Raw genomic sequence first — 22,577 nt, forward strand, 5'->3', positions numbered from 1 at the left:
ACCTTCTTGTTGTCACTGCTAACCATCGCAGATGATGTGTTTGTTTTGTGGGGAAGCGCCAGAACCGCTATTTTATCCGTATTCAGGCGGGTGAGCACGATCCTATTCTGACCCAGCCCTAAAGCGCGAACAGAGATCACCTTACTGGCCTTATGACGTTAACAATATGTGAAATTGCTCACAAATTTAACCCTGCAGCAAAAATTTGCCTGGCACGGTTGAAATGGGCGGCCTGAATGACCATCTCTGTATCTTGTTATCATTATTTTTTACGCTGCCGGGTCATCAGCCGGGCAGCCTGACTCACAGGAGAATCCGGTGCGCTGGTTACCGTTAGTGATCTTTTTCGTACTGGCCTGGATTGAGATCTCGCTTTTCATTCAGGTTGCACACGTCCTTGGCGTGCTGCTCACCATGCTGCTGGTGGTTTTCACCTCCTGCATCGGCGTGTCTTTGGTAAAAAATCAGGGCATGAAAAACTTTATACTGATGCAGGAGAAGCTGGCTCGTAACGAAAGTCCGGCGCAGGAAATGGTGAAAAGCGTTTCGCTGATCATTGCCGGTTTCCTGCTGCTGCTGCCAGGTTTCTTTACCGACATGCTGGGCCTGCTGCTCTTACTGCCACCGGTGCAAAAACACCTGACCTTAAAACTGATGCCGCATCTGCGCGTCTGGCGGGGGCCGGGTGCAGGCCCGGACAGCGGTTATACAATGGATGGCGAGTTCGAACGCAAAGACAGCGATCGCCTTGAACATCATGACGATCCAAAAGATCGTTAATCTCATCCTCTTAGCGCGACATCAGGTCGCGCTTTTTGTTTGTCTTCTGACCCGTCCGCGCGGTTTGTCTAAAAAGTCATCAGTTGCATCATCAGACTAAAAAAATTTGTGGGTTGCCCCCTTGAAAGTGTCAGGTCGCGGCCCTATCTCTCTGGTCACGAGGCCGGAAGCCACACAGCCCGGTATTCAACCCAAAAATGAATGATTGGACTTCTCAAAGGAGAGCTATCAAATGAAAATTCGTCCATTACACGATCGTGTCATCGTGAAGCGTAAAGAAGTTGAAGCTAAGTCAGCGGGTGGCATTGTGCTGACCGGTTCTGCAGCAGGCAAATCCACGCGTGGTGAAGTCCTGGCTGTGGGCAAAGGCCGTATCCTTGAGAGTGGCGAAGTGAAGCCGCTGGACGTACAAGTTGGTGACGTCGTGATCTTCAGCGAAGGCTACGGTGCCAAAACTGAAAAAATCGACAACGAAGAAGTCCTGATCATCTCTGAAAGCGACATTCTGGCGATTGTTGAAGCGTAAGTTTTACGCGTAATTCACTGAACGAAACGAATTTAAGGGAAATTTGAAATGGCAGCTAAAGACGTAAAATTCGGTAATGACGCACGCGTAAAAATGTTGCGTGGCGTGAACGTACTGGCAGATGCAGTAAAAGTTACCCTGGGCCCGAAAGGCCGTAACGTGGTTCTGGATAAATCTTTTGGTGCACCGACCATCACCAAAGATGGTGTTTCTGTTGCGCGTGAAATCGAGCTGGAAGACAAGTTCGAAAACATGGGCGCACAGATGGTGAAAGAAGTTGCCTCTAAAGCGAACGACGCAGCAGGCGACGGTACCACCACGGCAACCGTGCTGGCGCAGTCCATCATCACCGAAGGCCTGAAAGCCGTTGCAGCGGGCATGAACCCGATGGATCTGAAGCGCGGTATCGACCAGGCGGTCATCGCTGCGGTTGAAGAGCTGAAAAAACTGTCTGTTCCTTGCTCAGACTCTAAAGCTATCGCTCAGGTAGGGACTATCTCTGCTAACTCTGATGAAACCGTCGGTACCCTGATCGCTCAGGCGATGGAAAAAGTGGGCAAAGAAGGCGTCATCACCGTTGAAGAAGGCACCGGCCTGCAGGACGAGCTGGACGTGGTTGAAGGTATGCAGTTCGACCGTGGCTACCTGTCTCCGTACTTCATCAACAAGCCAGAAACAGGTGCCGTTGAGCTGGAAACCCCTTTCATCCTGCTGGCTGACAAGAAGATTTCTAACATCCGTGAAATGCTGCCAGTGCTGGAAGCCGTTGCGAAAGCAGGCAAACCACTGCTGATCATCGCGGAAGACGTAGAAGGCGAAGCGCTGGCGACGCTGGTGGTGAACACCATGCGCGGCATCGTGAAAGTGGCTGCGGTTAAAGCACCGGGCTTCGGCGACCGCCGTAAAGCCATGCTGCAGGATATCGCTATCCTGACCGGCGGTACCGTGATCTCTGAAGAGATCGGTATGGAGCTGGAAAAAGCAGCACTGGAAGATCTGGGCCAGGCGAAGCGTGTCGTGATCAATAAAGACACCACCACCATCATCGATGGCGTGGGTGAAGAAACCACTATTCAGGGGCGTGTCACTCAGATTCGTCAGCAGATTGAAGAAGCCACCTCTGACTACGACAAAGAAAAACTGCAGGAGCGCGTAGCGAAACTGGCAGGCGGCGTTGCCGTTCTGAAAGTGGGCGCAGCAACTGAAGTTGAAATGAAAGAGAAAAAAGCTCGCGTTGAAGATGCCCTGCACGCAACCCGTGCTGCGGTTGAAGAAGGCGTGGTTGCAGGTGGTGGTGTGGCGCTGGTTCGCGTTGCAGCACAGCTGACAGAACTGCGTGGTCAGAACGAAGACCAGAACGTGGGTATCAAAGTTGCGCTGCGCGCAATGGAATCACCACTGCGTCAGATCGTTTCTAACGCCGGCGAAGAGCCTTCTGTTGTGGCGAACAACGTGAAAGCAGGCGACGGTAACTACGGTTACAACGCGCAGACTGAAGAATACGGCAACATGATCGACTTCGGTATTCTGGACCCAACCAAAGTGACCCGTTCTGCTCTGCAGTACGCGGCATCGGTTGCTGGCCTGATGATCACCACCGAATGTATGGTCACTGACCTGCCGAAAGGCGATGCGCCAGACTTAGGTGCAGGCGCTGGCGGTATGGGTGGCATGGGCGGTATGGGCGGCATGATGTAATCGCCCCTGACGCTTGCGTCATAAGAACCCCCGATCGGAAACGGTCGGGGGTTTTTCTTTTGCAGAGGAAAGGGTATAAGTAGGGGCGCAACGGTTACGTTGGCACGGATTAGGGCAATGAATGTTCAGAAAAAATGCGTGTTTTTCTGCTACGCTGCCATCCGACACTGATGATAATAAATGGGGATTATAATGCGTATTAACCTCTTGCTCGGTCTTACGGCTGGTGCGTTATTGCTTGCAGGCTGCAGCAGCTCAACCGACCTGACTTCTGCTGGACAGCGCGTCACCTTTACCGATCAGCAGCCTGGCAAACAATGTCAGCTTCTGGGCAGCCTGACCGGCTCGCAAAGTAACTGGTTAAGCGGAGCCGGTGGCGAAACCAGCGCGCTGCGCGGTGCAGCTAACGACCTGCGGAACCGTGCTGCCGAAATGGGCGGAAACGTCATTTATGGCGCAACCAGTCCTACACAAAACCTGCTTTCAGCCTTTGCACCACTCGACAGCAAGATGACCGGCCAGGTCTATAAATGCCCTAACTGATCCTGCGCTGAACAGGCAACATTTTTTGAGACGACCGGCCAATGTGCCGGTCGTTTTTTTAGCGTTTATCAATGGCTTTTAGCCGCCAGTGCAACGGGTTGGCAGCCCGCTGCTCGGCGGAAATGAGGCTTGCGGCTATCGGGCTGTGTGCCGCCCGTGATTTATTCCTGCCGAAGTTGCAGATCCAGCGGGGTTTTACTGGGTTCCCCGCCGATCTCACGTGCCAGCTTCGGCACCAGATAACCGGACACCCGCGGCAGCAGGCTACGCATCAACGCCCGGGCTTCTTCATCAGAAACGAAGAAATGCGCTGCGCCCTGCACTTTGTCCAGCACATGCAGGTAGTAGGGCAGAATGCCGGCATCAAACAGCGCATTGCTCAGCGCCGCCAGGGTTTGTGCATCATCATTCACGCCGCGCAGCAGTACGCTCTGATTAAGCAGCGTCACGTCAGCACGTTTCAGGCGCAGCATGGCATCACAAAGCGCCTCATCAATCTCACGGGCGTGGTTGATGTGGGTGACCATCAAGACCTGAAGCCGCGTTTCCGCCAGCGTCTGACACAGCGCCTCGGTAATGCGATCCGGAATCACGACCGGCAGTCGACTGTGAATACGTAGCCGTTTCAGATGCGGGATAGCGCCCAGCGCGTCAATGAGCCAGGCCAGCTCATGATCTTTTGCCATTAACGGATCGCCACCCGAAAAGATGATCTCATCCAGTTCAGGATGGGCGGTAATATAATCCAGCGCGGCCTGCCAGTTACGCTTGTTGCCCTGATTATCCTGATAGGGAAAATGACGGCGGAAGCAGTAGCGGCAGTTCACCGCGCAGCCGCCTTTGACCAGCAGCAATGCACGGTTTTTATATTTATGCAGTAATCCCGGCACGACGCTATTTTGTTCGTCCAGCGGATCGGTGCTATAACCTGGCGCGTCGACAAACTCCTGACGGCTGGTCAGGACCTGGAGTAGAAGGGGATCCTGCGCATCGCCTTTTTTCATTCGCCGGATAAAGGCGCGCGGCACGCGCAGGGCAAAAAGTCGGCGTGCGTCGCCGCCAGCAGCCAGATCCGGATGATGGTCGAGCGCTAAAAGTTGCAGTAATTCATGAGGATCAGTGACAACATCAGCAAGTTGCTGCAACCAATCTTCTCTGGAAGGGGAATTTAGGGTTACAATGTGTGCCATTTTTTTGGCTATTACCAGTTAATATCTACAGAGGGCCTTTATGGCGACTTATCTTAGCAACGATTTCCGTCCCGGTCTTAAAATCATGTTCGAAGGCGAACCTTATGCCATCGAATCAAGCGAGTTCGTTAAGCCGGGTAAAGGTCAGGCGTTTGCACGTGTAAAAATGCGTCGTCTGCTGACCGGTTCACGCGTTGAGAAAACCTTCAAATCAACTGATTCTGCCGAAGGCGCAGACGTGAAGGATATGACGCTGCAGTACTCTTACAACGACGGCGATTTCTACTACTTCATGCACCCGGAATCTTTTGAGCAATACCAGGTTGAAGCAAAAGTGCTGGATGAAGTGCAGAAGTGGTTGCAGGACAACGCGGAGTGTATCGTAACCTTGTGGAACGATAAACCGATTGCGGTTCAGCCACCAAACTTTGTTGAAGCGGAAGTCATTGAAACTGACCCAGGCCTGAAAGGTGATACTGCCGGTACGGGCGGTAAGCCAGCAACGCTGTCTACGGGTGCAGTCATTAAAGTGCCATTGTTCGTGCAGATTGGCGAGGTGGTGAAGGTTGATACCCGCTCTGGCGAATACGTGTCACGCGTAAAATAACCTTGAAAGGCGCATCCTGTGATGCGCCTTTTTTTTGAGTGAGTTCACCATGAAAAAACGAGCAAAACTTATCGCCTTGGCGTTGCTGGTGGCTTCTGGACTAAGCGGCTGTAACACCTTCCACGGTTTTGGCGAAGACGTATCTCACCTGGGCGGCGCAATCTCGCGCGCGGCTAAATAAGTTATTCCTGCCTTCCTTTTTTCGGCGGCTCAGGCTCGCGACGTTGCATAATCAGTCTATGCTTTAAAAGCTGTACCTATAATGCAACCAAAAAGGATATGGATATGTTGAAGAAAAGTATTGTTGCGATTTTCTCTGTGATGATGTTCTCTGCACTGCTTTCTGGCTGCAACACCACGCGCGGCGTCGGCGAAGACGTTGAAGCGGGCGGCCATGCAATCCAGCGTAGCGCGCAGTAACGGTAAAACCGGTACGAACGTTTTTCGTACCGGCCTTTCTCTAGCCCTGTTTCACCCAAATCAGCTCATCTACCGGGAAACCGGCCTGGCGTGCCTGCTGCACCAGCTTTTGTTTCACACCTTCATCCAACTGCGGCGTCCGTGACAGTATCCACAGATAGTGGCGGTTAGGCCCGCATACCAGTGCGTAACGGTAGTCAGGATCCAGCGCTATCACGTTATAGCCACCGTAGAAGGGCCCAAAGAACGAGACCTTGAGTGCCGCACGCTGTTTATCGCCGGTGAAGTAGGCTTTACCCACGCTCTCCTGCCAGCGCTGCTTTTTAACGTTATAGCCGCGATTAACGACTTTCAGGCCGCCATCCTCACGTGGGCTGTAATTTGCCGTAACCTGTTCGAGGCCGCGTTCAAAGCCATGATCCAGCCGGGCTATCTCGTACCACTGACCGAGGTAACGCTGACTGTCGAAGTTTTCAACGACGGTAACGTTTTTTGGCGGTGTGGTCGTGCAGGCGACGGACAGGAAGGCACTCAGGCTGGCGACCAATGTTTTCCATGGAGACATAAAAAGATTCCTTTGTTATTTAACCTGTTAATTATAGAAGCCGGTCAGTTTATTGGACAGGCTTGCGCCACGATTGTTTGCCACTGACATTACGAGTAGACTTCCCTCCCTTATTTGTATCAGGAGCCGTCACCATGAGTGAAACGACAAGCTGGCAACCTGGCGCTTCGATTGCCAGTTTAATTAAACGCGCAGCCATTATTGCTGAAGTGCGTCGTTTCTTCGCCGATCGTGGCGTACTGGAAGTCGACACGCCCGCGATGAGTCAGGCCACGATTACCGACATTCATCTGGTGCCATTCCAGACGCGCTTTGTCGGCCCTGGCCTGTCTGAAGGCCGCGATCTCTGGCTGATGACCAGCCCGGAATACCACATGAAACGCCTGCTGGCGGCCGGAAGTGGCCCTATCTATCAAATGGGCCGCAGCTTTCGCAACGAAGAGGCCGGGCGCTACCACAACCCTGAATTCACCATGCTGGAGTGGTATCGCCCCCATTACGATATGTACCGCCTGATGAATGAGGTCGACGATCTGCTGCAGCAGGTGCTGGAGTGCGACAGCGCGGAGTCGCTCTCTTATCAGCAGGCCTTTATTCGTCACCTTGAGCTGGACCCGCTTTCTGCCGACAAAGCGCAGCTGCGTGAGGCGGCGGAAAAGCTGGGTGAGGGCGAGCTGGCCAGTCGGGAAGAGGATCGCGATACCTTGCTGATGCTGCTGTTTATGCTGGGCGTGGAACCGAAGATTGGTCAGGACAAGCCGTGTTTTATCTACCACTTTCCGGCCAGCCAGGCGGCATTAGCGGAGATCAGTACGGAAGATCATCGGGTGGCAGAGCGGTTTGAGGTGTATTACAAGGGCATTGAGCTGGCGAATGGCTTCCGCGAACTCACCGACAGCCGTGAACAGCGCCAACGCTTTGAGCAGGATAATCGTCGGCGTGCGGCGCGAGGGTTGCCGCAACATCCGATTGATCACTACCTGCTGGCCGCGCTGGAGCACGGCATGCCGGCCTGTTCGGGCGTTGCACTGGGCGTGGACAGGTTGATTATGCTGGCGCTGAAGGCAGAGTCGCTGTCGGAGGTTATTGCGTTTCCGGTAGACCGCTGCTGACCCTTGACGCCGTGCTGACAGAATGGCGCAGCGCCATTTAAGCTGATAAACAAGGCCTCAAGTGGGCCTTGTTTGCGTTCACCGCTACTGACTGCTGTCCGGAAACTCCTGAATCGTCACCGGGAAGGTCAGCTTCTTGTCATTACGCAGCACCTGCACATTCACCACCGAGCCGGGCCGAATTTCCGCAACCTGGTCCATGGTTTCCTGTGCGGAGAGCGCCGGTTTACCGTCTACGCTCAGCAGCACATCATTGGCCTGGATACCGGCTTTCTCAGCCGGGCCGCCCGGCGTCACCACGCTGACGATAATGCCCTGAACCCGATCGAGACTGTTGCCCTGGCCGTGAAGCGGCGGCACTTCGCGGGCGGTAATGCCGATATAGCCGCGAATGACCCGACCATCACGGATGAGCTTATCCATAATTTTGGTTGCCAGCGCGGTGGGGATAGCAAAACCAATGCCTTCGGGCGTTTCGCCATCGCTGCTCTTATCGAACGTCAGGGTATTGATGCCCATGAGTTCGCCCAGCGAGTTAATCAGTGCGCCACCGGAGTTCCCCTGATTGATTGATGCATCCGTTTGCAGGAAGTTCTGGCGGCCTGACGAGCTGAGTCCAACGCGGCCCGTGGCGCTGATAATGCCCTGTGTGACCGTTTGTCCCAGGTTATAGGGGTTGCCGATGGCCATCACCACATCGCCAATGTGTGCGACGCGTTTGGGATTAATCGGGATAACCGGCAGGTTTGACGCGGTAATTTTTAGCACGGCCAAATCGGTCATGGCATCTGAACCCACCAGCGTGGCTTCAAAAAAACGGCCATCCTGTAGAGCGACGATGATCTGATCGGCATTATTGATAACGTGCTTGTTGGTCAGGATATAACCCCGGTTATTCATAATCACGCCAGAGCCCAGCGTGGTAATACCGCGGTTGTTGTTCCCATGCGCGCTGCGGTTGTAAACATTCACAACGGCAGGCACGGCACGCCTCACCCCTTGATTAAAGCCAAAGGGCGTTTCATCGTTACTGTCATTTTGACTATACAGGGCAGCACCGCCCAAACGCAGTGCGGGCAGCGCTGCGAGCAAGATGCCCGCAACAATCAGTCCCAACACCACTGAACGCAAGAGTTTAAGAAACATGGTGTTAAATCACGTCAGGGGAGAACGTTGGGGAGAATAACATGAGAGCGGCGGACACACACGTGCTTGTGTCCGCCATCGTGCGGGGTTTATCTCAATAACAGATAGATACTTTCCTCACCACGAACCACATTCAGCGCCATCACCGGCGGTTTGGCTTCCAGCACCTTGCGCATTTCGGCAATATTCTGAATTCGCGTGCGGTTGACGCCAATGATCACGTCATCTTTTTGCAGGCCGACCTGTTCAGCCGGAGTGCCTTTTTCGATGGCATCAATCTTCACGCCTTTATCACCGGTTTTGGTCTGACCATCGCTCAGAGTCGCGCCCTGCAGGGCCGGAGAAAGCAGCTGTGCGCTGGCCGTCGTCTGGGCGCTTTGCTCAAGGGTGACATCAACACTCACCGGTTTACCTTCACGTAGCAGGCCAAGCTTCACTTTCTCACCCGGCGCCGTCGTGCCGATCTTCACCCGCAGTTCTGCGAAGCTGGTAATCGGTTTATCGTTGACCGAAACAATGATATCGCCTGACTTGATACCGGCTTTTTGCGCCGCAGACTGCGGCAGCACTTCAGAAACGAACGCGCCGCGCTGTGCGTCAACGTTAAACGCTTTTGCGATGTCCGCGGTCATCTCGGTACCTTTGATACCCAACTGACCCCGTTTGACTTCGCCGTACTTAATCAACTGCTCGGCCAGGTTCATGGCCATATCGCTCGGAATCGCAAAGCCAATGCCGATATTGCCGCCACTGGAGGCCAAAATGGCGGTATTAATGCCGATCAGCTCGCCGTTCAGATTAACCAGCGCGCCGCCCGAGTTACCGCGGTTAATGGCGGCATCGGTCTGGATAAAGTTTTCCAGCCCTTCGAGATTCAGGCCGCTGCGGCCCAGTGCCGAAATAATTCCGGAGGTCGCTGTCTGACCAAGGCCAAAAGGATTGCCGATGGCCACGGCAAAATCACCGACTTTCAGCTGATCCGAATCGGCGACTTTTATCTGCGTCAGGTTTTTCGCGCCCTGAATCTGGATAAGGGCGATGTCGGTCTGCTCATCGTGACCAATCAGTTTGGCATCATATTCGCTGCCATCGCCGAGCTGGACGTTGATCTTATCCGCGCCGTTGACCACGTGGTTATTAGTCAGAACATAGCCTTTGGCGGCATCAATGATGACACCGGACCCCAGCCCCTCAAAGGGTTGAGGCTGGCTCGGGGCACCACCGGGCAACTGGCCAAAGAAACGCTTAAGCGGCTCGGGAATATCCTGTGTCTGGGCCTGGGCATCAGACTGGGTGCCTTCAACGTGCACGCTGACCACAGCAGGTAACACTTTTTCCAGCATCGGTGCCAGGCTGGGAAGCGGCTGGCTCTGAATCTGTGCAGGCAGCGTCGCCATCGCGCCGGGCGCAGCGGCAAGACTCATTCCAATACTCAAGGCTAATGCGCTTAACAGTCGTGCTTGTTTTTTCATTGCTACAACGCTCTCGCTGCAAAAATGGGGGGAGTAAATCAATGAGACAGCCGTTTGCGGCCGGGGTTCGCAAAAACAGCGGGCACAGCGTCACTGTGCCCGATCATGCTTAGTCGCGGACGGCGCGTTCACCACGCAGTAAGCCAGAGGCGCCTTCAGAGTAGTCACGCGGCATTTGCACCGGTGCCTGATCGTTATCCGCTTCGGCTTCGGTCAGTTGCCATGCAAAGGGGTTTTTGTCCCCGGGCATGTTCGGCAGCAGGTCGTTGGACCCTTTCGCCATGTGCTGATAGAGCTGACGGTAATCACGCGCCATGTTATCCAGCAGCTCTGCGCTCTGCGCAAAGTGGTTGGTCAGCTCTTCGCGATAATCTGCCAGCTCGGCTTTCGTCTTATCCAGTTCGTACTGCATGCTGCGCTGCTCACGCAGCTTCCGGTTGCCAAAACGCATTGCGACTGCGCCGACAATAATACCTACCACTAAACCAATTAGCCCGTATTCCCAGGTCATAATGACTCCCGTGTTATTTCCGTTGTTCCGTAGGGCGTTGCACCACTTAATAATAGTCACTATACCCGTTAATCTTATGGATGTGGAACTCTGGAGCGCCATGCCTTAGTGTAGAGCGGCCTTTTTTTCGACAAACGACGTTTGAATAAGACAAAATTCAGGGACACTGAGCGAACCATGCAAACCTCATCTCCGCTTGCCCGCTATGAGCAGGCGCTATCACAGGGCGATTTCAAGCCCGACGACGTACAGCGTGAAGCGATTACCCGCTTAGATGCTATCCAGCAAGGGCTGATCGCGCGTCAGCACACCACCGAACTTCCCTCGCAGGGGCTGTTAGGTCGTCTGTCGAAGCTGATGGGAAAAGAAAAGTCGCAGCCCAAAGCGCCCGTCCGTGGCTTGTATATGTGGGGCGGTGTTGGCCGGGGGAAAACCTGGGTAATGGATCTGTTTTTTCAGTCTATTCCTGGCGACCGCAAACTGCGCTTACACTTTCACCGTTTCATGCTGCGCGTGCATGAAGAGCTGACCGAACTGCAGGGGCACAGCGATCCGTTACTGATCATCGCCGACCGCTTTAAAGCAGAAACCGATATTCTCTGTTTTGATGAGTTTTTTGTGTCTGACATCACGGATGCCATGCTGCTGGGAACGCTGATGGAAGCCCTGTTTGCGCGCGGCATCAGCCTGGTTGCGACCTCGAATATTCCGCCTGATAACTTGTACAAAAACGGCCTGCAGCGTGCCCGTTTTCTGCCCGCCATCGAGCAGATTAAGCAGCATTGTGAGGTAATGAATGTCGATGCGGGCATTGATTACCGTCTGCGTACGCTGACGTCCGCGCATTTGTGGACGTTTCCTCTGGGGCCGGAAACCTACGCCGAGATGGACCGCATGTTCCAGGCATTGTCAGGCGAAAAACGCGACAGCGCACCGGTGCTGGAGATCAATCACCGTAAAATGCCGACCCTGGGCGTGGCAGAAGGGGTGATTGCGATTGATTTTAAAACCCTGTGTGGAGAAGGGCGCAGCCAGCATGATTATATTGAGCTGTCACGCCGCTTTCACAGCGTCCTGCTGTTTGATGTACCGGTCATGATCTACAAGACGGAAGATCAGGCGCGGCGTTTTCTGGCGTTGGTGGATGAGTTTTACGAGCGCCATGTCAAACTGGTTGTCGCTGCAGAAACCTCCTTGTTCGAAATTTATCAGGGCACGCGCCTGAAATTTGAATATCAGCGCTGTCTGTCCCGTTTGCAGGAAATGCAGAGCGAAGAGTACCTGCGGCTGGCGCATTTACCCTGAGATTCCAGGTAATAAATGAAAATAGGGTTCGATTTTTGTAATCGACTTCTCTATAATCTTGCGACCCCACGTTACAGCACAGGATTTTTTTCCCAAATCCTCTGCGTTCCGGTAACGCTATCCGAAGGGGTGGCTTGCTGGTCAAAATGGTCGTGTGAGCCTCATTCGTTTACTTAAGCGTTTGGGATTTCACCAACGTGTAACTTAATTTGGGTAAGCTTTTCGATGAAAACTTTTACAGCTAAACCAGAAACCGTCCAACGTGACTGGTATGTTGTTGACGCAACTGGCAAAACCTTGGGTCGCCTGGCGACTGAACTGGCGCGCCGTCTGCGTGGTAAGCATAAAGCGGAATACACTCCGCACGTTGATACTGGTGATTACATCATCGTTCTGAACGCTGAGAAAGTTGCTGTAACCGGCAACAAGCGTTCTGACAAGATTTACTATCACCACACTGGTCACATCGGTGGTATCAAACAGGCGACCTTTGAAGAGATGATTGCTCGCCGTCCTGAGCGCGTGATTGAGATCGCGGTTAAAGGCATGCTGCCGAAGGGCCCGCTGGGTCGTGCTATGTACCGTAAACTGAAAGTTTACGCAGGTAACGAGCACAACCATGCGGCACAGCAACCGCAAGTTCTTGACATTTAATCGGGATTAAAGGCAATGGCTGAAACTCAAAACTACGGCACTGGTCGCCGCAAAAGCTCATCCGCACGCGTCTTCATCAAGCCGGGTAGCGGTAACATCGTAATCAACCAACGCTCTCTGGAGCAGTATTTCGGTCGCGAGACTGCACGCATGGTCGTGCGTCAGCCTCTGGAACTGGTTGATATGGTTGGTAAACTGGACCTGTACATCACCGTTAAAGGTGGTGGTATCTCTGGTCAGGCAGGCGCGATCCGTCATGGTATCACCCGCGCTCTGATGGAGTATGATGAGTCACTGCGTGGCGAACTGCGTAAAGCAGGCTTCGTTACCCGTGATGCTCGTCAGGTTGAACGTAAGAAAGTCGGCCTGCGTAAAGCACGTCGTCGTCCTCAGTTCTCCAAGCGTTAATTGTTGCTGCTTCGGCAGACACAGTTGGCACAAAAAACCCGCTCCGGCGGGTTTTTTATTTTTATTCTCAGGTCATCCTGTCGTATAAAACCACAATACTGTTCGCATTTTACCCGCAAAAATGCATTCCCCCACCCACAAGCTGCCTAAAATCTGGTAAACTCTGTGTCACTTTGCGCCCGCAAGCTGGCGCGTTATGCGCCTCGCATTAGTCGGGGGTGGTTAGCGCGGATTGCGAGCGAGTTCTATGAGCAGGTGAGTCGCCGTGTGGTTGGCCATTCGCAGTAACTTTTTGTGAACAAACTGGGAGGTTTTCATGGCTGTCGCTGCCAACAAACGTTCGGTAATGACGCTGTTTTCTGGTCCTACTGACATTTTTAGCCATCAGGTACGTATCGTGCTTGCCGAGAAAGGTGTCAGCGTAGAGATCGAGCAGGTCGAAATGGATAACCTGCCGCAGGATCTGATTGACCTCAATCCGTACCGCACTGTGCCGACGCTGGTAGATCGCGAACTGACGCTGTACGAATCACGCATCATCATGGAATATCTGGATGAGCGTTTTCCCCACCCACCATTGATGCCTGTCTATCCGGTTGCACGTGGCGAAAGCCGTTTAATGATGCACCGTATTGAGCAAGACTGGTACAGCCTGATGAGAAAGGTTGAGAACAGTAGCGGTCAGGAAGCTGAAGCGGCGCGTAAGCAGCTGCGTGAAGAGCTGCTGGCTATTGCTCCTCTGTTTGGGCGTACGCCATTCTTTATGAGCGACGAGTTCAGCCTGGTAGACTGCTATCTGGCTCCGCTGTTGTGGCGTTTACCGTCAATGGGTATCGATCTGCTCGGGTCGGGCTCTAAAGAGCTGAAAGGCTACATGAACCGCGTATTTGAGCGTGACTCCTTCCTTGCTTCACTGACTGAAGCTGAACGTGAAATGCGCCTGCAAGCCCGGGGCTAACGTATGGAAATGTCACAACTCACAGCCCGCCGACCTTATTTGCTGCGTGCTTTTTATGACTGGTTACTGGATAACCAGCTCACACCGCATCTGGTCGTCGACATCAACCTGCCTGGCGTTCAGGTTCCACTCGAATATGCCCGCGATGGTCAGATCGTACTGAACATTGCGCCGCGTGCCGTGGGTAACCTTGATCTGGGCAATGACGAAGTCTCGTTTAACGCACGTTTTGGTGGCGTTCCACGTCAGGTGAATGTGCCAATGGCGGCCATACTCGCCATCTATGCGCGTGAAAACGGCGCAGGCACGATGTTTGAACCTGAACCGGCCTATGAAGGCGGCACACAGGAATTTGCTGAGAATCAGGAAGAGACGGTCATGTCAGTGATTGACGGCGACCGCCCTGATGATGCCAGCGATGACGATAATTCACCGGATGACGATCCCCCGCCACGTGGTGGCCGTCCCGCACTGCGCGTGGTGAAATAACACAGAATACCCGTCACCTGACGGGTATTTTTTTGCCTGTCTACCAGCCGGTCACAGGCATAAAAAAATCCGGGAACACAGGTTGCCCGGATTTTTGCTTTCTGCCGCAGCGATCAGTAAACGTCGCGCAGGTAGCGTTTCTCTTTCTTCAGCTGATCGATGTAGTCAGCGGCCCGTTCACTGGAGAGCCCGCCAAACTGACGTACGATTTCATACAGCGCGCTATCCACGTCTTTCGCCATGCGTGATGCATCGCCACACACGTAAAAGTGACCGCCTTCCTGCAGCCAGGCATAGAGCTCTGCACCCTGTTCCAGCATCCGGTTTTGCACGTAGATTTTCTTGTCCTGATCGCGTGAGAACGCCAGATCGAGACGCGTGAGCAGACCGCTTTCCTGCCAGGCCGTCAGTTCTTCGCGATAAATGAAGTCGTGTTCCTGATGCTGATCGCCAAAGAACAACCAGTTTTTACCCTGAGCGCCTGTTACCTGACGCTCCTGCAAAAAGGCGCGGAACGGGGCGATACCGGTGCCGGGGCCGACCATAATCAGGGGGGCGTTGCCGTTAGCCGGAACGCGAAAGGCTTTGTTGGGTGAGATGAAGATCGCGGGCTTTTCACCACGGCGTACACGCTCAGCCAGATAGGTAGAGCACACGCCGCTGCGGTTGCGGCCACCGCTGTGATAGCGCACTGAGGCGATGGTCAGGTGAACCTGATTCGGATGCGCTTTTGAGCTGGACGAGATGGAGTAGGCGCGATGCTGCAACGGGCGCAGCAGGGCGACGAACTCGGGTACGCTCAGGCTACGCGTCAGTTCGAGCTGGAGCAGATCCAGCGTATCTTTGCCCCATAGCCAGACACCGAGCGCGTCTTTGTCGTCGTGCTGAAGCACGTGACGCAGCTCCTGGTTGGTGGTGTTTTGGCCCACCCACTCGATCAGCTTGCGTGAAGGCTCTGAAATTTCAAACTGGTAGGTCAGCAGGTCGCCCAGGCTCCTGTCGAATCCCGGCACCGGCGTCTGGTAATCGGCGTTCAACTGGGTAAGCAGCAGGCTGACCAGCGACGGCTCGTTGACCGGAATCACGCCAAGTGCGTCACCGGCTTCATACTTCAGGCCGCTGTCGGTGAGATCAAACTCGACGTGGCGAATATCTTTTGCCGATTGCTCACTCGACAGGCGTTTATTGGTGATCAGGGCTGCCGCATACGGATTCGATTTGTTGCTGCCAGGAATAACCGGCGCTTCCGGAGCGCTCTCCAGCACCGTGCCGCTGCTGCCTGCGCTGCTGGCAAACTGGGGCATCGTGCTGTTAATCCACTCATTTGACGGCTCTTCGTAATCGATATCGCAGTCAATGCGGTCAACAACGCGCTTTGCCCCAAGCTGTTCCAGGCGCATATCCAGGAACTTACCTGCCTGACAGAATCCGTCATAGCCGGTATCGCCAATGGCCAGCACGGCGAAGTGCATCTGCTCCAGACGTGGCGCGGTGCTGGCGGAAATCGCGTCCCAAAACAGCTGGGCGTTGTCGGGCATTTCACCTTCACCATAGGTCGAAGTGACAATCAGCACGTGCCGCATGGTAGCGAACACGTCGAGATCCACATCGCCTAATGCCTGAACGACCGGCACCAGACCTTTGGCACGGGCTGACTTCGCCGCTGACTGGGCCAGCGCCTCAGCATTACCGGTCTGAGAACCATAAAGGATGTGCAGTTGGGTGGTCGCGGCAGCGCTGCTGCCCGCAGCCGGCTGCTGTTTGTCTTCCAGCACCAACAAACGGGAGTGCAGGCCGGCCAGGAAGCCCGCCAGCCAGTATTTCTGATCACCATTGAAAGGTGCATCTTCAGGAATATATGGAATTTTCATGGATACCTTTACTCAATCCCGCTCTTAACCGTCATGCTTCGCTGTGCCGATGGCGGGCGGTTCCTGTGCTCTCAGCAACAGCCTGCTGCTGAGAGGATAAGGATGCCGCTGCGCCCGGCACGTCGAACAAATCAGGGTCATCATCATTAAACACAGTTCTGTTCACTGAGCCTGCTGTCAGGCCAGTTTACCCACGGCCGCTGCAATTTCAGGTAACGCCGCACGCGCAAACAACTCTTCAAAATCAGGCAGGCGACCGAGAATGTCGCGGTTGCAGGCATCCTGATACATGATCCAGCCGTAAGTGGCCAGGCTGTCCATTGAGCGGATATTACGTTGCGTCAGTGCCGCTTTGTAATCGGACATGCGTTTTGAACCGATCAGGCTGGCCAACTCGCTGTCGCTATAGCTTTCAATCGCTGCTCGCGCATGGCGTTGCAGCTTACTCACCAGTGAAAAGTCTTCGGTCATCAGCAGATTCCGCACGGCTTTCTCCACGGCGGCGTCTTCAACCGGCGTGCCTTTCGGCAGCTTGCTGAGTGCCAACTGCTGGGCAAAGCTCAGTACGGTGTAGTTATTCAGTAAAACAAACATTTCCTGCGTATCTGTCGCGCCATAAGCCGGAACCGCGCCGTCGGCAATGGTCTTGCCTTCGCGCCAGGCGGCTTTAAACTTGGCAACCTGATGGCCTGCCAGCGCCGTTGACAGCTCTTCCAGCAGATCCTTGCGGGACTTGGCCTTCAGAATTTCACCGCCATCCTGGTAAAGCAGCAGGGAACGCGGCATAACGTAGACAAAGTGCTGACATTCGGTTTCCCAGTGCTCCAGCAGCCAGGCGGCACGCGGAGACTGCGTGGCCTCCAGGTGCCAGTTCAGCATGGTGAGAACCGCCTGCTTATGAATCTGTGCCAGCTCATCCGGGTCAGCGATTGAGCCAAACAGAACGGAGTCGCCCGCCGCATGGCTCGCCAGTGAACCATAGGGATCGTACTGATAAGCAAAGCCGCCGCTCATGCCGTTACCGAAGCCTTTACCAAAGGTGCCCAGGTTTAACACTGCGCCGTTGGTCATGTATTCGCAGCAAAAGTCACCGACGCCTTCCACCACCGCAGTGGCACCGGAGTTACGCACCGCGAAGCGATCGCCGGCCTGGCCCTGAACGAACAGACGGCCGCCGGTGGCGCCAAACAGAGCGAAGTTACCGATCAGAACGTTGCCATCGCTGTCCTGCGCGCCGCCGCCCGGTGAGAGCACGACCAGTTCGCCGCCGCACTGACCTTTGCCGACGCCATCGTTGCAGGTCCCACGATGTTTCATCAGCATGCCGTCATTGCAGAAGGCCCCGAAGGACTGACCAGCAGAGCCGGTCGTGGTGATTTCTACGGTGGCAGGTGCCAGATAGCGACGACCGCGATCGTCACGCAGCACGGCCGGCATTGCCTGAATCTGTGCAGCCGTCAGGGTGTGATTCAGCATGCGCTCAATATCGATAGCTAACTGGCCGCCCACGCTTTTATTGCGGTTGTTGAGTACGACATCCTTACCCAGTTGCAGAGAGGTTTTACCCTGATCGACCAGTTGCTGGCTCAGTTCTTCAACCCAGCGGTCATCCAGTTCAAAATCTTTCTCCAGATAAACTGGCTTAGCAATCTTCAGCTCGGGCACCACGGTCAGCATGGCACGCAGGTCCAGCTTACCGACTTCCAACGGGTGATCCATCAGATGAAGCAGATCGGCGCGGCCACGGGCTTCACGCAGGGAACGCAGGCCCATACGCGCCAGAATCTCACGCACTTCATGCGCCACGTTCAGGAAGTACTGTGCCAGCTGGCGCGGATCGCCATCAAAGGCTTCGGCGTTAGTGGTTAATCCCGCCGGGCATTTAACGTTACAGTTCTTCGCCATCACGCACTTCAGCATCATCAGCGCGGTGGTACCAAACTCAAAGCTGTCGCCGCCCAGCAGTGCGGATTTCACCACGTCGCTGCCGGTTTGCTGTGCGCCTGAGCAACGCAGCAGAACTTTGTCGCGCAGGCCGTTTGCACACAGGGCCTGGTGAACTTCGGCGATACCGATTTCGGCAACGCGACCGGTATATTTCAGGCTGGTCACCGAGGCGGCGCCTGTACCACCCGTGTTACCGGCAACGTTAATCACGTCAGCACCGGCTTTCGCCACGCCCACGGCGATGGTGCCAATACCTTCAGATGACACCAGCTTCACAATGACGCGCACGCGGGCCGCTTTACAGTCGTGAATCAGCTGCGCCAGATCTTCGATAGAGTAGGTATCGTGGTGCGGCGGCGGGGAAACCAGCTCAACGCCTGGCGTGCCGCCGCGCGCGGCGGCGATCTCTACGGTAACTTTTGCCGCCGGAAGCTGACCGCCTTCTCCGGGCTTGGCGCCCTGGCCGATTTTGATCTCAAGCTCTTCCAGCATCGGATCGGCCAGGTAGGCCGCCCAGACGCCAAAGCGGCCTGACGCCAGCTGTTTGATACGTGAAGCGCGAATGGTGCCGTGACGGGAGTAGTGCTCACCGCCTTCTCCACAGTTACTCATGCCCCCGACCATGTTGGTGCCATGCGCAACGGCTTCATGCGCCGGTGCGACCAGCGCACCGTGACTCATCGCGCCAGACGCGAAAGTGCGGGTAATTTCGCTCGCGGGCTGAATATCGCTCAACGGCAGCGACGGCAGCGCCGTGAAAATACGTGACAGGTAGTCCGCCGCTTTGCCGCTGGCGGTGACTTTCAGGCCGCCAGCAACCACTTCTGCGGTTTCAATCTCGTCGTTAAAACGGGCTTTCAGCGCACGTGACAGGTTGAGCAGGCGTTCACTTTCTGGTTTCAGTCCGGCAATGGCATCGGTCAGACGCAGCATAAAGGCATTCTGGCTGCCCTCAATGGCGTCACAGACCAGGCCGCGGGTGGCAAAACCATTGTTAGTCAGCGAGTAGCGACCCAGCTTACGCCGGAATTCGGCCTCACTGTCGATGTGGGTAAGATCTGCCGGGAAGGCCAGAATATCGCGCAGCGCGGCTGGGCGGCGTTTGCGCTCTTCGTACATCAGGCTGGAGAACTGACGATAATCGGCCGTAATGGCAAAATCATTCATCACCTCATCCGGGATGCGCTCAAAGCTGCTGTCTTTAAACGTCTCCGGCTTGATGCCAAAGGCATTGTCCAGACGGGCCAGCGTCATCAGACGAATAAAGTTATCCTCTTCACGCGCTTTGTCCGTGAAGCGAATCGGCTCTTCCGTCATATCAATAAAGGTGCGTACGGCAATGGTGCCGTAAGAGTGGCCTGCGCCCTCTGCACGTTCTTTAAACAGGCCTAACAGCGGCACTTCGGACTCGCCCTGAATTTTCAGTGCGCTCTGATGCCAGTCCACCGCCATCTGAGCGATGGTTGCGAAGCCCGCGCCGCCCACAGGCGTTTTAATGTTTGGAAAATACTTTCTCAGTACCGGGTCATCGGTATTCAGGAAGTTAGGCTCGAAGAACTCGCCGCTGCTGTAGCTCTCAACGGTACACAGCCCCACTTTACCCATGGTTTTCATCAGGGCTTTTTCGGCCGCTTTAGCGTAGCGTTTAAAGGCTTTGTTGCCTTCTTCGCCTTCACCAAATTTTTCCTCAGCACGCATTTGCACGCCGAGCGGATAAACGGCTGACGCGCCAAAGCCCAGCGTAGCCGCAATATGGTGAGAAGAGATGATCTGTCCGCTCTCCACCACCAGCGACACATCCAGGCGTAAACCTTCCTGTACCAGACGCTGGTTAACGGCAGAAATGACCAGCAGCATGGGCAATGCGGCCTGGGTAGAAGAGATATGGCGATCGGTCAGTACGGCAATGCCGCCCTCTGAGCGGGCAAAATCCACCACCTGCTGTGCCAGATCGTCAATCGCTTTTTCCAGCGCGCTGGCGTTCGCTGTGCGGCTCAGCAGATCTTTGCCGGTGACCGGCTCGTAAAGCATTTCGAAGCGAGCGTAAGGGGCCACGTTCTGCTCGCGCAGCTGCAGCATGTCCAGATGGGTCAGAATCGGGGTTGGCACAATGATCTGCCGACCTTTACTGCGGCCCAGATGCGGTTTAGCGCCCAGCGCCACGCGCAGCGTCATGCCATCCGCTTCGCGAATGGAGTCCAGTGGTGGATTGGTCACCTGAGCAAAGCGCTGCGAGAAGTAGTGCGCCATGCCGCCTTCATGATCGGAGAGGCCGTTAATCGCATTGCCGTAACCCATCGCAGAGATTTTCTCGGCGCCGGTGTTCAGCATCGGATCCATCATGAACTTAAAGCTTTCCTGGTTATAGTAGTACGCCACGAAGCGCTGATAGGTTTTCAGATCGCCGCGATAGCGCAGGGGAGAACCCTGTTGTTCAGCAGGAATAACCGGCAGCTCTCGTAAATCGACACGCGACTTGCCGAGCAATGCCGCATAGTCTTTTTCAGCAGCCAGCTTCTCCAGCGCCTGGTGCGTGGTGTAACTGCGCTTTTCGCGATGGTCAAAATACAGCATGCCGCCGGCTTCAATACGGCCACGGCGCAGCACGCTTTCAGGGGGAAAGGCAATTTGTCCCGCTTCGGACATGGCACCGATGTATTCCGCCGTTTCGATTGAACGCAGCGGGCGCAGCCCCAGGCGATCAAGACGCGCACCGATTACCTCGCCGTTACCAAAAATTAAGGCGGCCGGGCCATCGTTTTTCTCTTCATAGAGCGAAAAGTATTCCAGCATGTCACGCACGGCAGGGGAGAGCGCGGTATCGTTTTCCCAGGCAGGCGGCATCATCGACACCACCGCGGTGATCAGGTCCAGATCGTCTTCCATCAGGCGGCTGTGAATGCTCTGATCCAGTCGCGAACTGTCTGACTGGCCTTTCGGACGCACAATAGTTTTGCCACGGGCGGAAGCCAACGCAGATTCGGCGATGCGGTTTTTACGATCGGTATTCAGCTCACCGTTGTGGGCCATCAACCGGAAAGGCTGTGCCATGGTGGTGTGCGGATCGGTATTCGTTGAGAAGCGAGTATGGAAAAACAGTCCGCGTACGTGATGATCGGGATCGGTCAGATCTTTGAAGTAAGGGATCACTTCATTCGAATTCAGGCGCGCTTTAAAGACCTGGGTGCGCGACGACAATGACAGTGGATATAACCCGCCAAATTCGGGTTGGGTAAAGGCTTGTGCCTCGATCGTCAGCAGGGCGCGATAAATCAGTTTTTCAAAATCGATCTGATTGCTGATGTCCTGAGGTGCGGCAAAAATCCACTGCACAATGGGAAGCTGAAACTGCATGGCAGCCGGGCGCGTGACGCTGTTATCCAGCGGCATTTCACGCTTCAGGATAACCGGCAGATTAAAGCGATTTAGCGTCTCTTCGACTAAACGTTCGGCATTGGCGCGCAGTTCCGTGTCTTTCGGCACGAAGAAGTTACCTACACCAAAGCGTCCGGCTTCAAGCGCCTGACCGGTAATTTTACGGAAAAAATGCAGGGAAAGATCGACGTTAACCCCGGCGCCATCGCCCACGCCTTCGGCGGACATACCGCCACGGTGCGGAACCGTACAGAGTGCGCTGTGCGCCATGCGCAGAATTTCATGAGTCTGCTCGCCGTCCTTACGGGTAATGAAACCTACACCACAGCTGTCACTTCCTGCTGCTGGGTCATATAAGCCATAGGAATCAGGTTTTTTACTGGACATTGAGGGTCTCCTTAAAACTGCTTTAGACATTACCTGCATTGTTTCAGGCACTGAGTTCAACTGCACACTTCCCAGCGCAAATTCTTTCATTTCCGCGCCTGACAGCCTGCGCGATTGGGTTTTACGCACTTTTCATCGCCAGGAGAAAGGTCCCTTGAGGCGTTGCGCTTGATTTTTCCGTTCTCGAAAGGAGATGACTCAAACCATGTGGGCGTCATGTTGCATAGATATGCCGTGACACGTATCCATCATGAAAGCTTTCAGCGGAATTCCAACTTATCGGGAAAGCGAATCGAGGTCAAATAGTGATACTGACACAGTTTAATCCCATCTTTGTATCCTTAACTGAATGAATTTATTATTTTTTTATGTCTAAAATGTGTCAGTTTGCCATTCAGGTATAGGGTATGAAATGTGAACTGTATCACTGTGCAGAAGGCGTGAAATCACTGAAGTATGCTGGCGATAAGGGACTAAACAGCATCAAATGCTGCTTCAGGCAGTGTAAGCACAGGATGTATCTGTTTTTCTTATAGCACCAAATTTGAATGAATAAGGGCATCATGATTAGCAAAATTAATCACGTCAGGTTGCTTAAAACTGCAATTTATAT

20 protein-coding genes are annotated in these 22,577 nt (G+C 54.5%); 13 read left to right on the top strand and 7 right to left on the bottom strand.

Annotated elements, in window-relative coordinates:
• Positions 1-318: 318 nt before the first annotated feature.
• The 4 genes from NYE92_RS17115 (at position 319) to NYE92_RS17130 (ending at position 3,547) form a co-directional block, all read left to right on the top strand.
• On the top strand, positions 319-780 hold the full coding sequence (locus NYE92_RS17115) for an FxsA family protein (RefSeq protein ID WP_013024299.1): 462 nt from the start codon (positions 319-321) through the stop codon (positions 778-780).
• A 232-nt stretch (positions 781-1,012) separates the two neighbouring features.
• Positions 1,013-1,306: a co-chaperone GroES gene (locus NYE92_RS17120; RefSeq protein ID WP_014606761.1), complete on the top strand. Its 294-nt coding sequence runs from the start codon at positions 1,013-1,015 to the stop codon at positions 1,304-1,306.
• Between the two features lie 48 nt (positions 1,307-1,354).
• Positions 1,355-3,004 (top strand): chaperonin GroEL, encoded by a 1,650-nt coding sequence (gene groL / locus NYE92_RS17125; protein ID WP_013024301.1) that lies wholly within the window; start codon positions 1,355-1,357, stop codon positions 3,002-3,004.
• Between the two features lie 192 nt (positions 3,005-3,196).
• Positions 3,197-3,547, top strand: coding sequence for a DUF4156 domain-containing protein (locus NYE92_RS17130; RefSeq protein ID WP_014606760.1), 351 nt, complete (start codon positions 3,197-3,199; stop codon positions 3,545-3,547).
• A gap of 161 nt (positions 3,548-3,708) precedes the next feature.
• On the opposite strand, the gene epmB is transcribed toward NYE92_RS17130, so the two are convergent.
• The gene (gene epmB, locus NYE92_RS17135) at positions 3,709-4,737 is read right to left on the bottom strand and encodes an EF-P beta-lysylation protein EpmB (protein WP_013024303.1); all 1,029 of its coding nucleotides are present in this window, start codon (positions 4,735-4,737) and stop codon (positions 3,709-3,711) included.
• Positions 4,738-4,777: 40 nt separating this feature from the next.
• Here epmB and efp point away from each other — a divergent pair, with 40 nt between their 5' ends.
• The 3 genes from efp to NYE92_RS17150 all read left to right on the top strand — a co-directional run bounded on the left by efp (position 4,778) and on the right by NYE92_RS17150 (position 5,764).
• Complete coding sequence (gene efp / locus NYE92_RS17140; RefSeq protein WP_013024304.1) at positions 4,778-5,344, top strand: elongation factor P; 567 nt, start codon at positions 4,778-4,780, stop codon at positions 5,342-5,344.
• Positions 5,345-5,393: 49 nt separating this feature from the next.
• A complete protein-coding gene (locus NYE92_RS17145) occupies positions 5,394-5,525 on the top strand; it encodes an entericidin A/B family lipoprotein (RefSeq protein ID WP_024472200.1) in 132 nt (43 codons plus the stop codon).
• Between the two features lie 104 nt (positions 5,526-5,629).
• On the top strand, positions 5,630-5,764 hold the full coding sequence (locus NYE92_RS17150; protein ID WP_014606758.1) for an entericidin A/B family lipoprotein: 135 nt from the start codon (positions 5,630-5,632) through the stop codon (positions 5,762-5,764).
• Positions 5,765-5,804: 40 nt separating this feature from the next.
• On the opposite strand, the gene NYE92_RS17155 is transcribed toward NYE92_RS17150, so the two are convergent.
• Positions 5,805-6,329 (bottom strand): lipocalin family protein, encoded by a 525-nt coding sequence (locus NYE92_RS17155; RefSeq protein ID WP_014595147.1) that lies wholly within the window; start codon positions 6,327-6,329, stop codon positions 5,805-5,807.
• A gap of 134 nt (positions 6,330-6,463) precedes the next feature.
• Between NYE92_RS17155 and epmA the strand changes: the two genes are divergently transcribed.
• The gene (gene epmA, locus NYE92_RS17160; protein WP_014595148.1) at positions 6,464-7,441 is read left to right on the top strand and encodes an elongation factor P--(R)-beta-lysine ligase; all 978 of its coding nucleotides are present in this window, start codon (positions 6,464-6,466) and stop codon (positions 7,439-7,441) included.
• An 84-nt stretch (positions 7,442-7,525) separates the two neighbouring features.
• Here epmA and degS read toward each other — a convergent pair whose 3' ends face one another.
• From degS to zapG, 3 genes are all read right to left on the bottom strand, one after another.
• A complete protein-coding gene (degS, locus tag NYE92_RS17165; RefSeq protein WP_013024309.1) occupies positions 7,526-8,587 on the bottom strand; it encodes an outer membrane-stress sensor serine endopeptidase DegS in 1,062 nt (353 codons plus the stop codon).
• Positions 8,588-8,676: 89 nt separating this feature from the next.
• Positions 8,677-10,059 carry a serine endoprotease DegQ gene (degQ, locus tag NYE92_RS17170; protein ID WP_014595149.1) on the bottom strand — a complete coding sequence of 461 codons (1,383 nt, stop codon included), beginning with the start codon at positions 10,057-10,059 and terminating at the stop codon, positions 8,677-8,679.
• Positions 10,060-10,168: 109 nt separating this feature from the next.
• Positions 10,169-10,570, bottom strand: coding sequence for a Z-ring associated protein ZapG (zapG, locus tag NYE92_RS17175; RefSeq protein WP_006121720.1), 402 nt, complete (start codon positions 10,568-10,570; stop codon positions 10,169-10,171).
• A 177-nt stretch (positions 10,571-10,747) separates the two neighbouring features.
• On the opposite strand from zapG, the gene zapE reads away from it, so the two are divergent.
• The 5 genes from zapE (at position 10,748) to sspB (ending at position 14,384) form a co-directional block, all read left to right on the top strand.
• Positions 10,748-11,875, top strand: a complete 1,128-nt coding sequence (zapE, locus tag NYE92_RS17180) for a cell division protein ZapE (protein ID WP_014595150.1) — start codon at positions 10,748-10,750, stop codon at positions 11,873-11,875.
• Between the two features lie 225 nt (positions 11,876-12,100).
• Positions 12,101-12,529, top strand: a complete 429-nt coding sequence (gene rplM / locus NYE92_RS17185; RefSeq protein WP_006121722.1) for a 50S ribosomal protein L13 — start codon at positions 12,101-12,103, stop codon at positions 12,527-12,529.
• A gap of 15 nt (positions 12,530-12,544) precedes the next feature.
• Complete coding sequence (gene rpsI, locus NYE92_RS17190) at positions 12,545-12,937, top strand: 30S ribosomal protein S9 (RefSeq protein ID WP_006121723.1); 393 nt, start codon at positions 12,545-12,547, stop codon at positions 12,935-12,937.
• Positions 12,938-13,253: 316 nt separating this feature from the next.
• On the top strand, positions 13,254-13,895 hold the full coding sequence (gene sspA, locus NYE92_RS17195) for a stringent starvation protein SspA (protein ID WP_013024313.1): 642 nt from the start codon (positions 13,254-13,256) through the stop codon (positions 13,893-13,895).
• A gap of 3 nt (positions 13,896-13,898) precedes the next feature.
• Complete coding sequence (gene sspB, locus NYE92_RS17200) at positions 13,899-14,384, top strand: ClpXP protease specificity-enhancing factor (protein ID WP_013024314.1); 486 nt, start codon at positions 13,899-13,901, stop codon at positions 14,382-14,384.
• A gap of 113 nt (positions 14,385-14,497) precedes the next feature.
• Here sspB and NYE92_RS17205 read toward each other — a convergent pair whose 3' ends face one another.
• Complete coding sequence (locus NYE92_RS17205) at positions 14,498-16,255, bottom strand: sulfite reductase subunit alpha (protein WP_013024315.1); 1,758 nt, start codon at positions 16,253-16,255, stop codon at positions 14,498-14,500.
• A gap of 177 nt (positions 16,256-16,432) precedes the next feature.
• Positions 16,433-21,964 carry a glutamate synthase-related protein gene (locus NYE92_RS17210; RefSeq protein ID WP_259019262.1) on the bottom strand — a complete coding sequence of 1,844 codons (5,532 nt, stop codon included), beginning with the start codon at positions 21,962-21,964 and terminating at the stop codon, positions 16,433-16,435.
• Positions 21,965-22,577: the final 613 nt, after the last annotated feature.

This window comes from Pantoea sp. B566 (genome assembly GCF_024793925.1).
GTDB classification, from domain to species: domain Bacteria; phylum Pseudomonadota; class Gammaproteobacteria; order Enterobacterales; family Enterobacteriaceae; genus Pantoea; species Pantoea ananatis.

What these genes read in the sequence shown, in the direction of transcription:
- epmB (WP_013024303.1), bottom strand. Translation starts at nt 4,737, where the DNA reads ATGGCACACATTGTAACCCTAAATTCCCCTTCCAGAGAAGATTGGTTG.
- NYE92_RS17205 (WP_013024315.1), bottom strand. Translation starts at nt 16,255, where the DNA reads ATGAAAATTCCATATATTCCTGAAGATGCACCTTTCAATGGTGATCAG.
- sspA (WP_013024313.1), top strand. Translation starts at nt 13,254, where the DNA reads ATGGCTGTCGCTGCCAACAAACGTTCGGTAATGACGCTGTTTTCTGGT.
- rplM (WP_006121722.1), top strand. Translation starts at nt 12,101, where the DNA reads ATGAAAACTTTTACAGCTAAACCAGAAACCGTCCAACGTGACTGGTAT.
- NYE92_RS17120 (WP_014606761.1), top strand. Translation starts at nt 1,013, where the DNA reads ATGAAAATTCGTCCATTACACGATCGTGTCATCGTGAAGCGTAAAGAA.
- zapG (WP_006121720.1), bottom strand. Translation starts at nt 10,570, where the DNA reads ATGACCTGGGAATACGGGCTAATTGGTTTAGTGGTAGGTATTATTGTC.
- NYE92_RS17150 (WP_014606758.1), top strand. Translation starts at nt 5,630, where the DNA reads ATGTTGAAGAAAAGTATTGTTGCGATTTTCTCTGTGATGATGTTCTCT.
- NYE92_RS17145 (WP_024472200.1), top strand. Translation starts at nt 5,394, where the DNA reads ATGAAAAAACGAGCAAAACTTATCGCCTTGGCGTTGCTGGTGGCTTCT.
- epmA (WP_014595148.1), top strand. Translation starts at nt 6,464, where the DNA reads ATGAGTGAAACGACAAGCTGGCAACCTGGCGCTTCGATTGCCAGTTTA.
- NYE92_RS17210 (WP_259019262.1), bottom strand. Translation starts at nt 21,964, where the DNA reads ATGTCCAGTAAAAAACCTGATTCCTATGGCTTATATGACCCAGCAGCA.
- groL (WP_013024301.1), top strand. Translation starts at nt 1,355, where the DNA reads ATGGCAGCTAAAGACGTAAAATTCGGTAATGACGCACGCGTAAAAATG.
- NYE92_RS17130 (WP_014606760.1), top strand. Translation starts at nt 3,197, where the DNA reads ATGCGTATTAACCTCTTGCTCGGTCTTACGGCTGGTGCGTTATTGCTT.
- degQ (WP_014595149.1), bottom strand. Translation starts at nt 10,059, where the DNA reads ATGAAAAAACAAGCACGACTGTTAAGCGCATTAGCCTTGAGTATTGGA.
- rpsI (WP_006121723.1), top strand. Translation starts at nt 12,545, where the DNA reads ATGGCTGAAACTCAAAACTACGGCACTGGTCGCCGCAAAAGCTCATCC.
- zapE (WP_014595150.1), top strand. Translation starts at nt 10,748, where the DNA reads ATGCAAACCTCATCTCCGCTTGCCCGCTATGAGCAGGCGCTATCACAG.
- NYE92_RS17155 (WP_014595147.1), bottom strand. Translation starts at nt 6,329, where the DNA reads ATGTCTCCATGGAAAACATTGGTCGCCAGCCTGAGTGCCTTCCTGTCC.
- degS (WP_013024309.1), bottom strand. Translation starts at nt 8,587, where the DNA reads ATGTTTCTTAAACTCTTGCGTTCAGTGGTGTTGGGACTGATTGTTGCG.
- sspB (WP_013024314.1), top strand. Translation starts at nt 13,899, where the DNA reads ATGGAAATGTCACAACTCACAGCCCGCCGACCTTATTTGCTGCGTGCT.
- efp (WP_013024304.1), top strand. Translation starts at nt 4,778, where the DNA reads ATGGCGACTTATCTTAGCAACGATTTCCGTCCCGGTCTTAAAATCATG.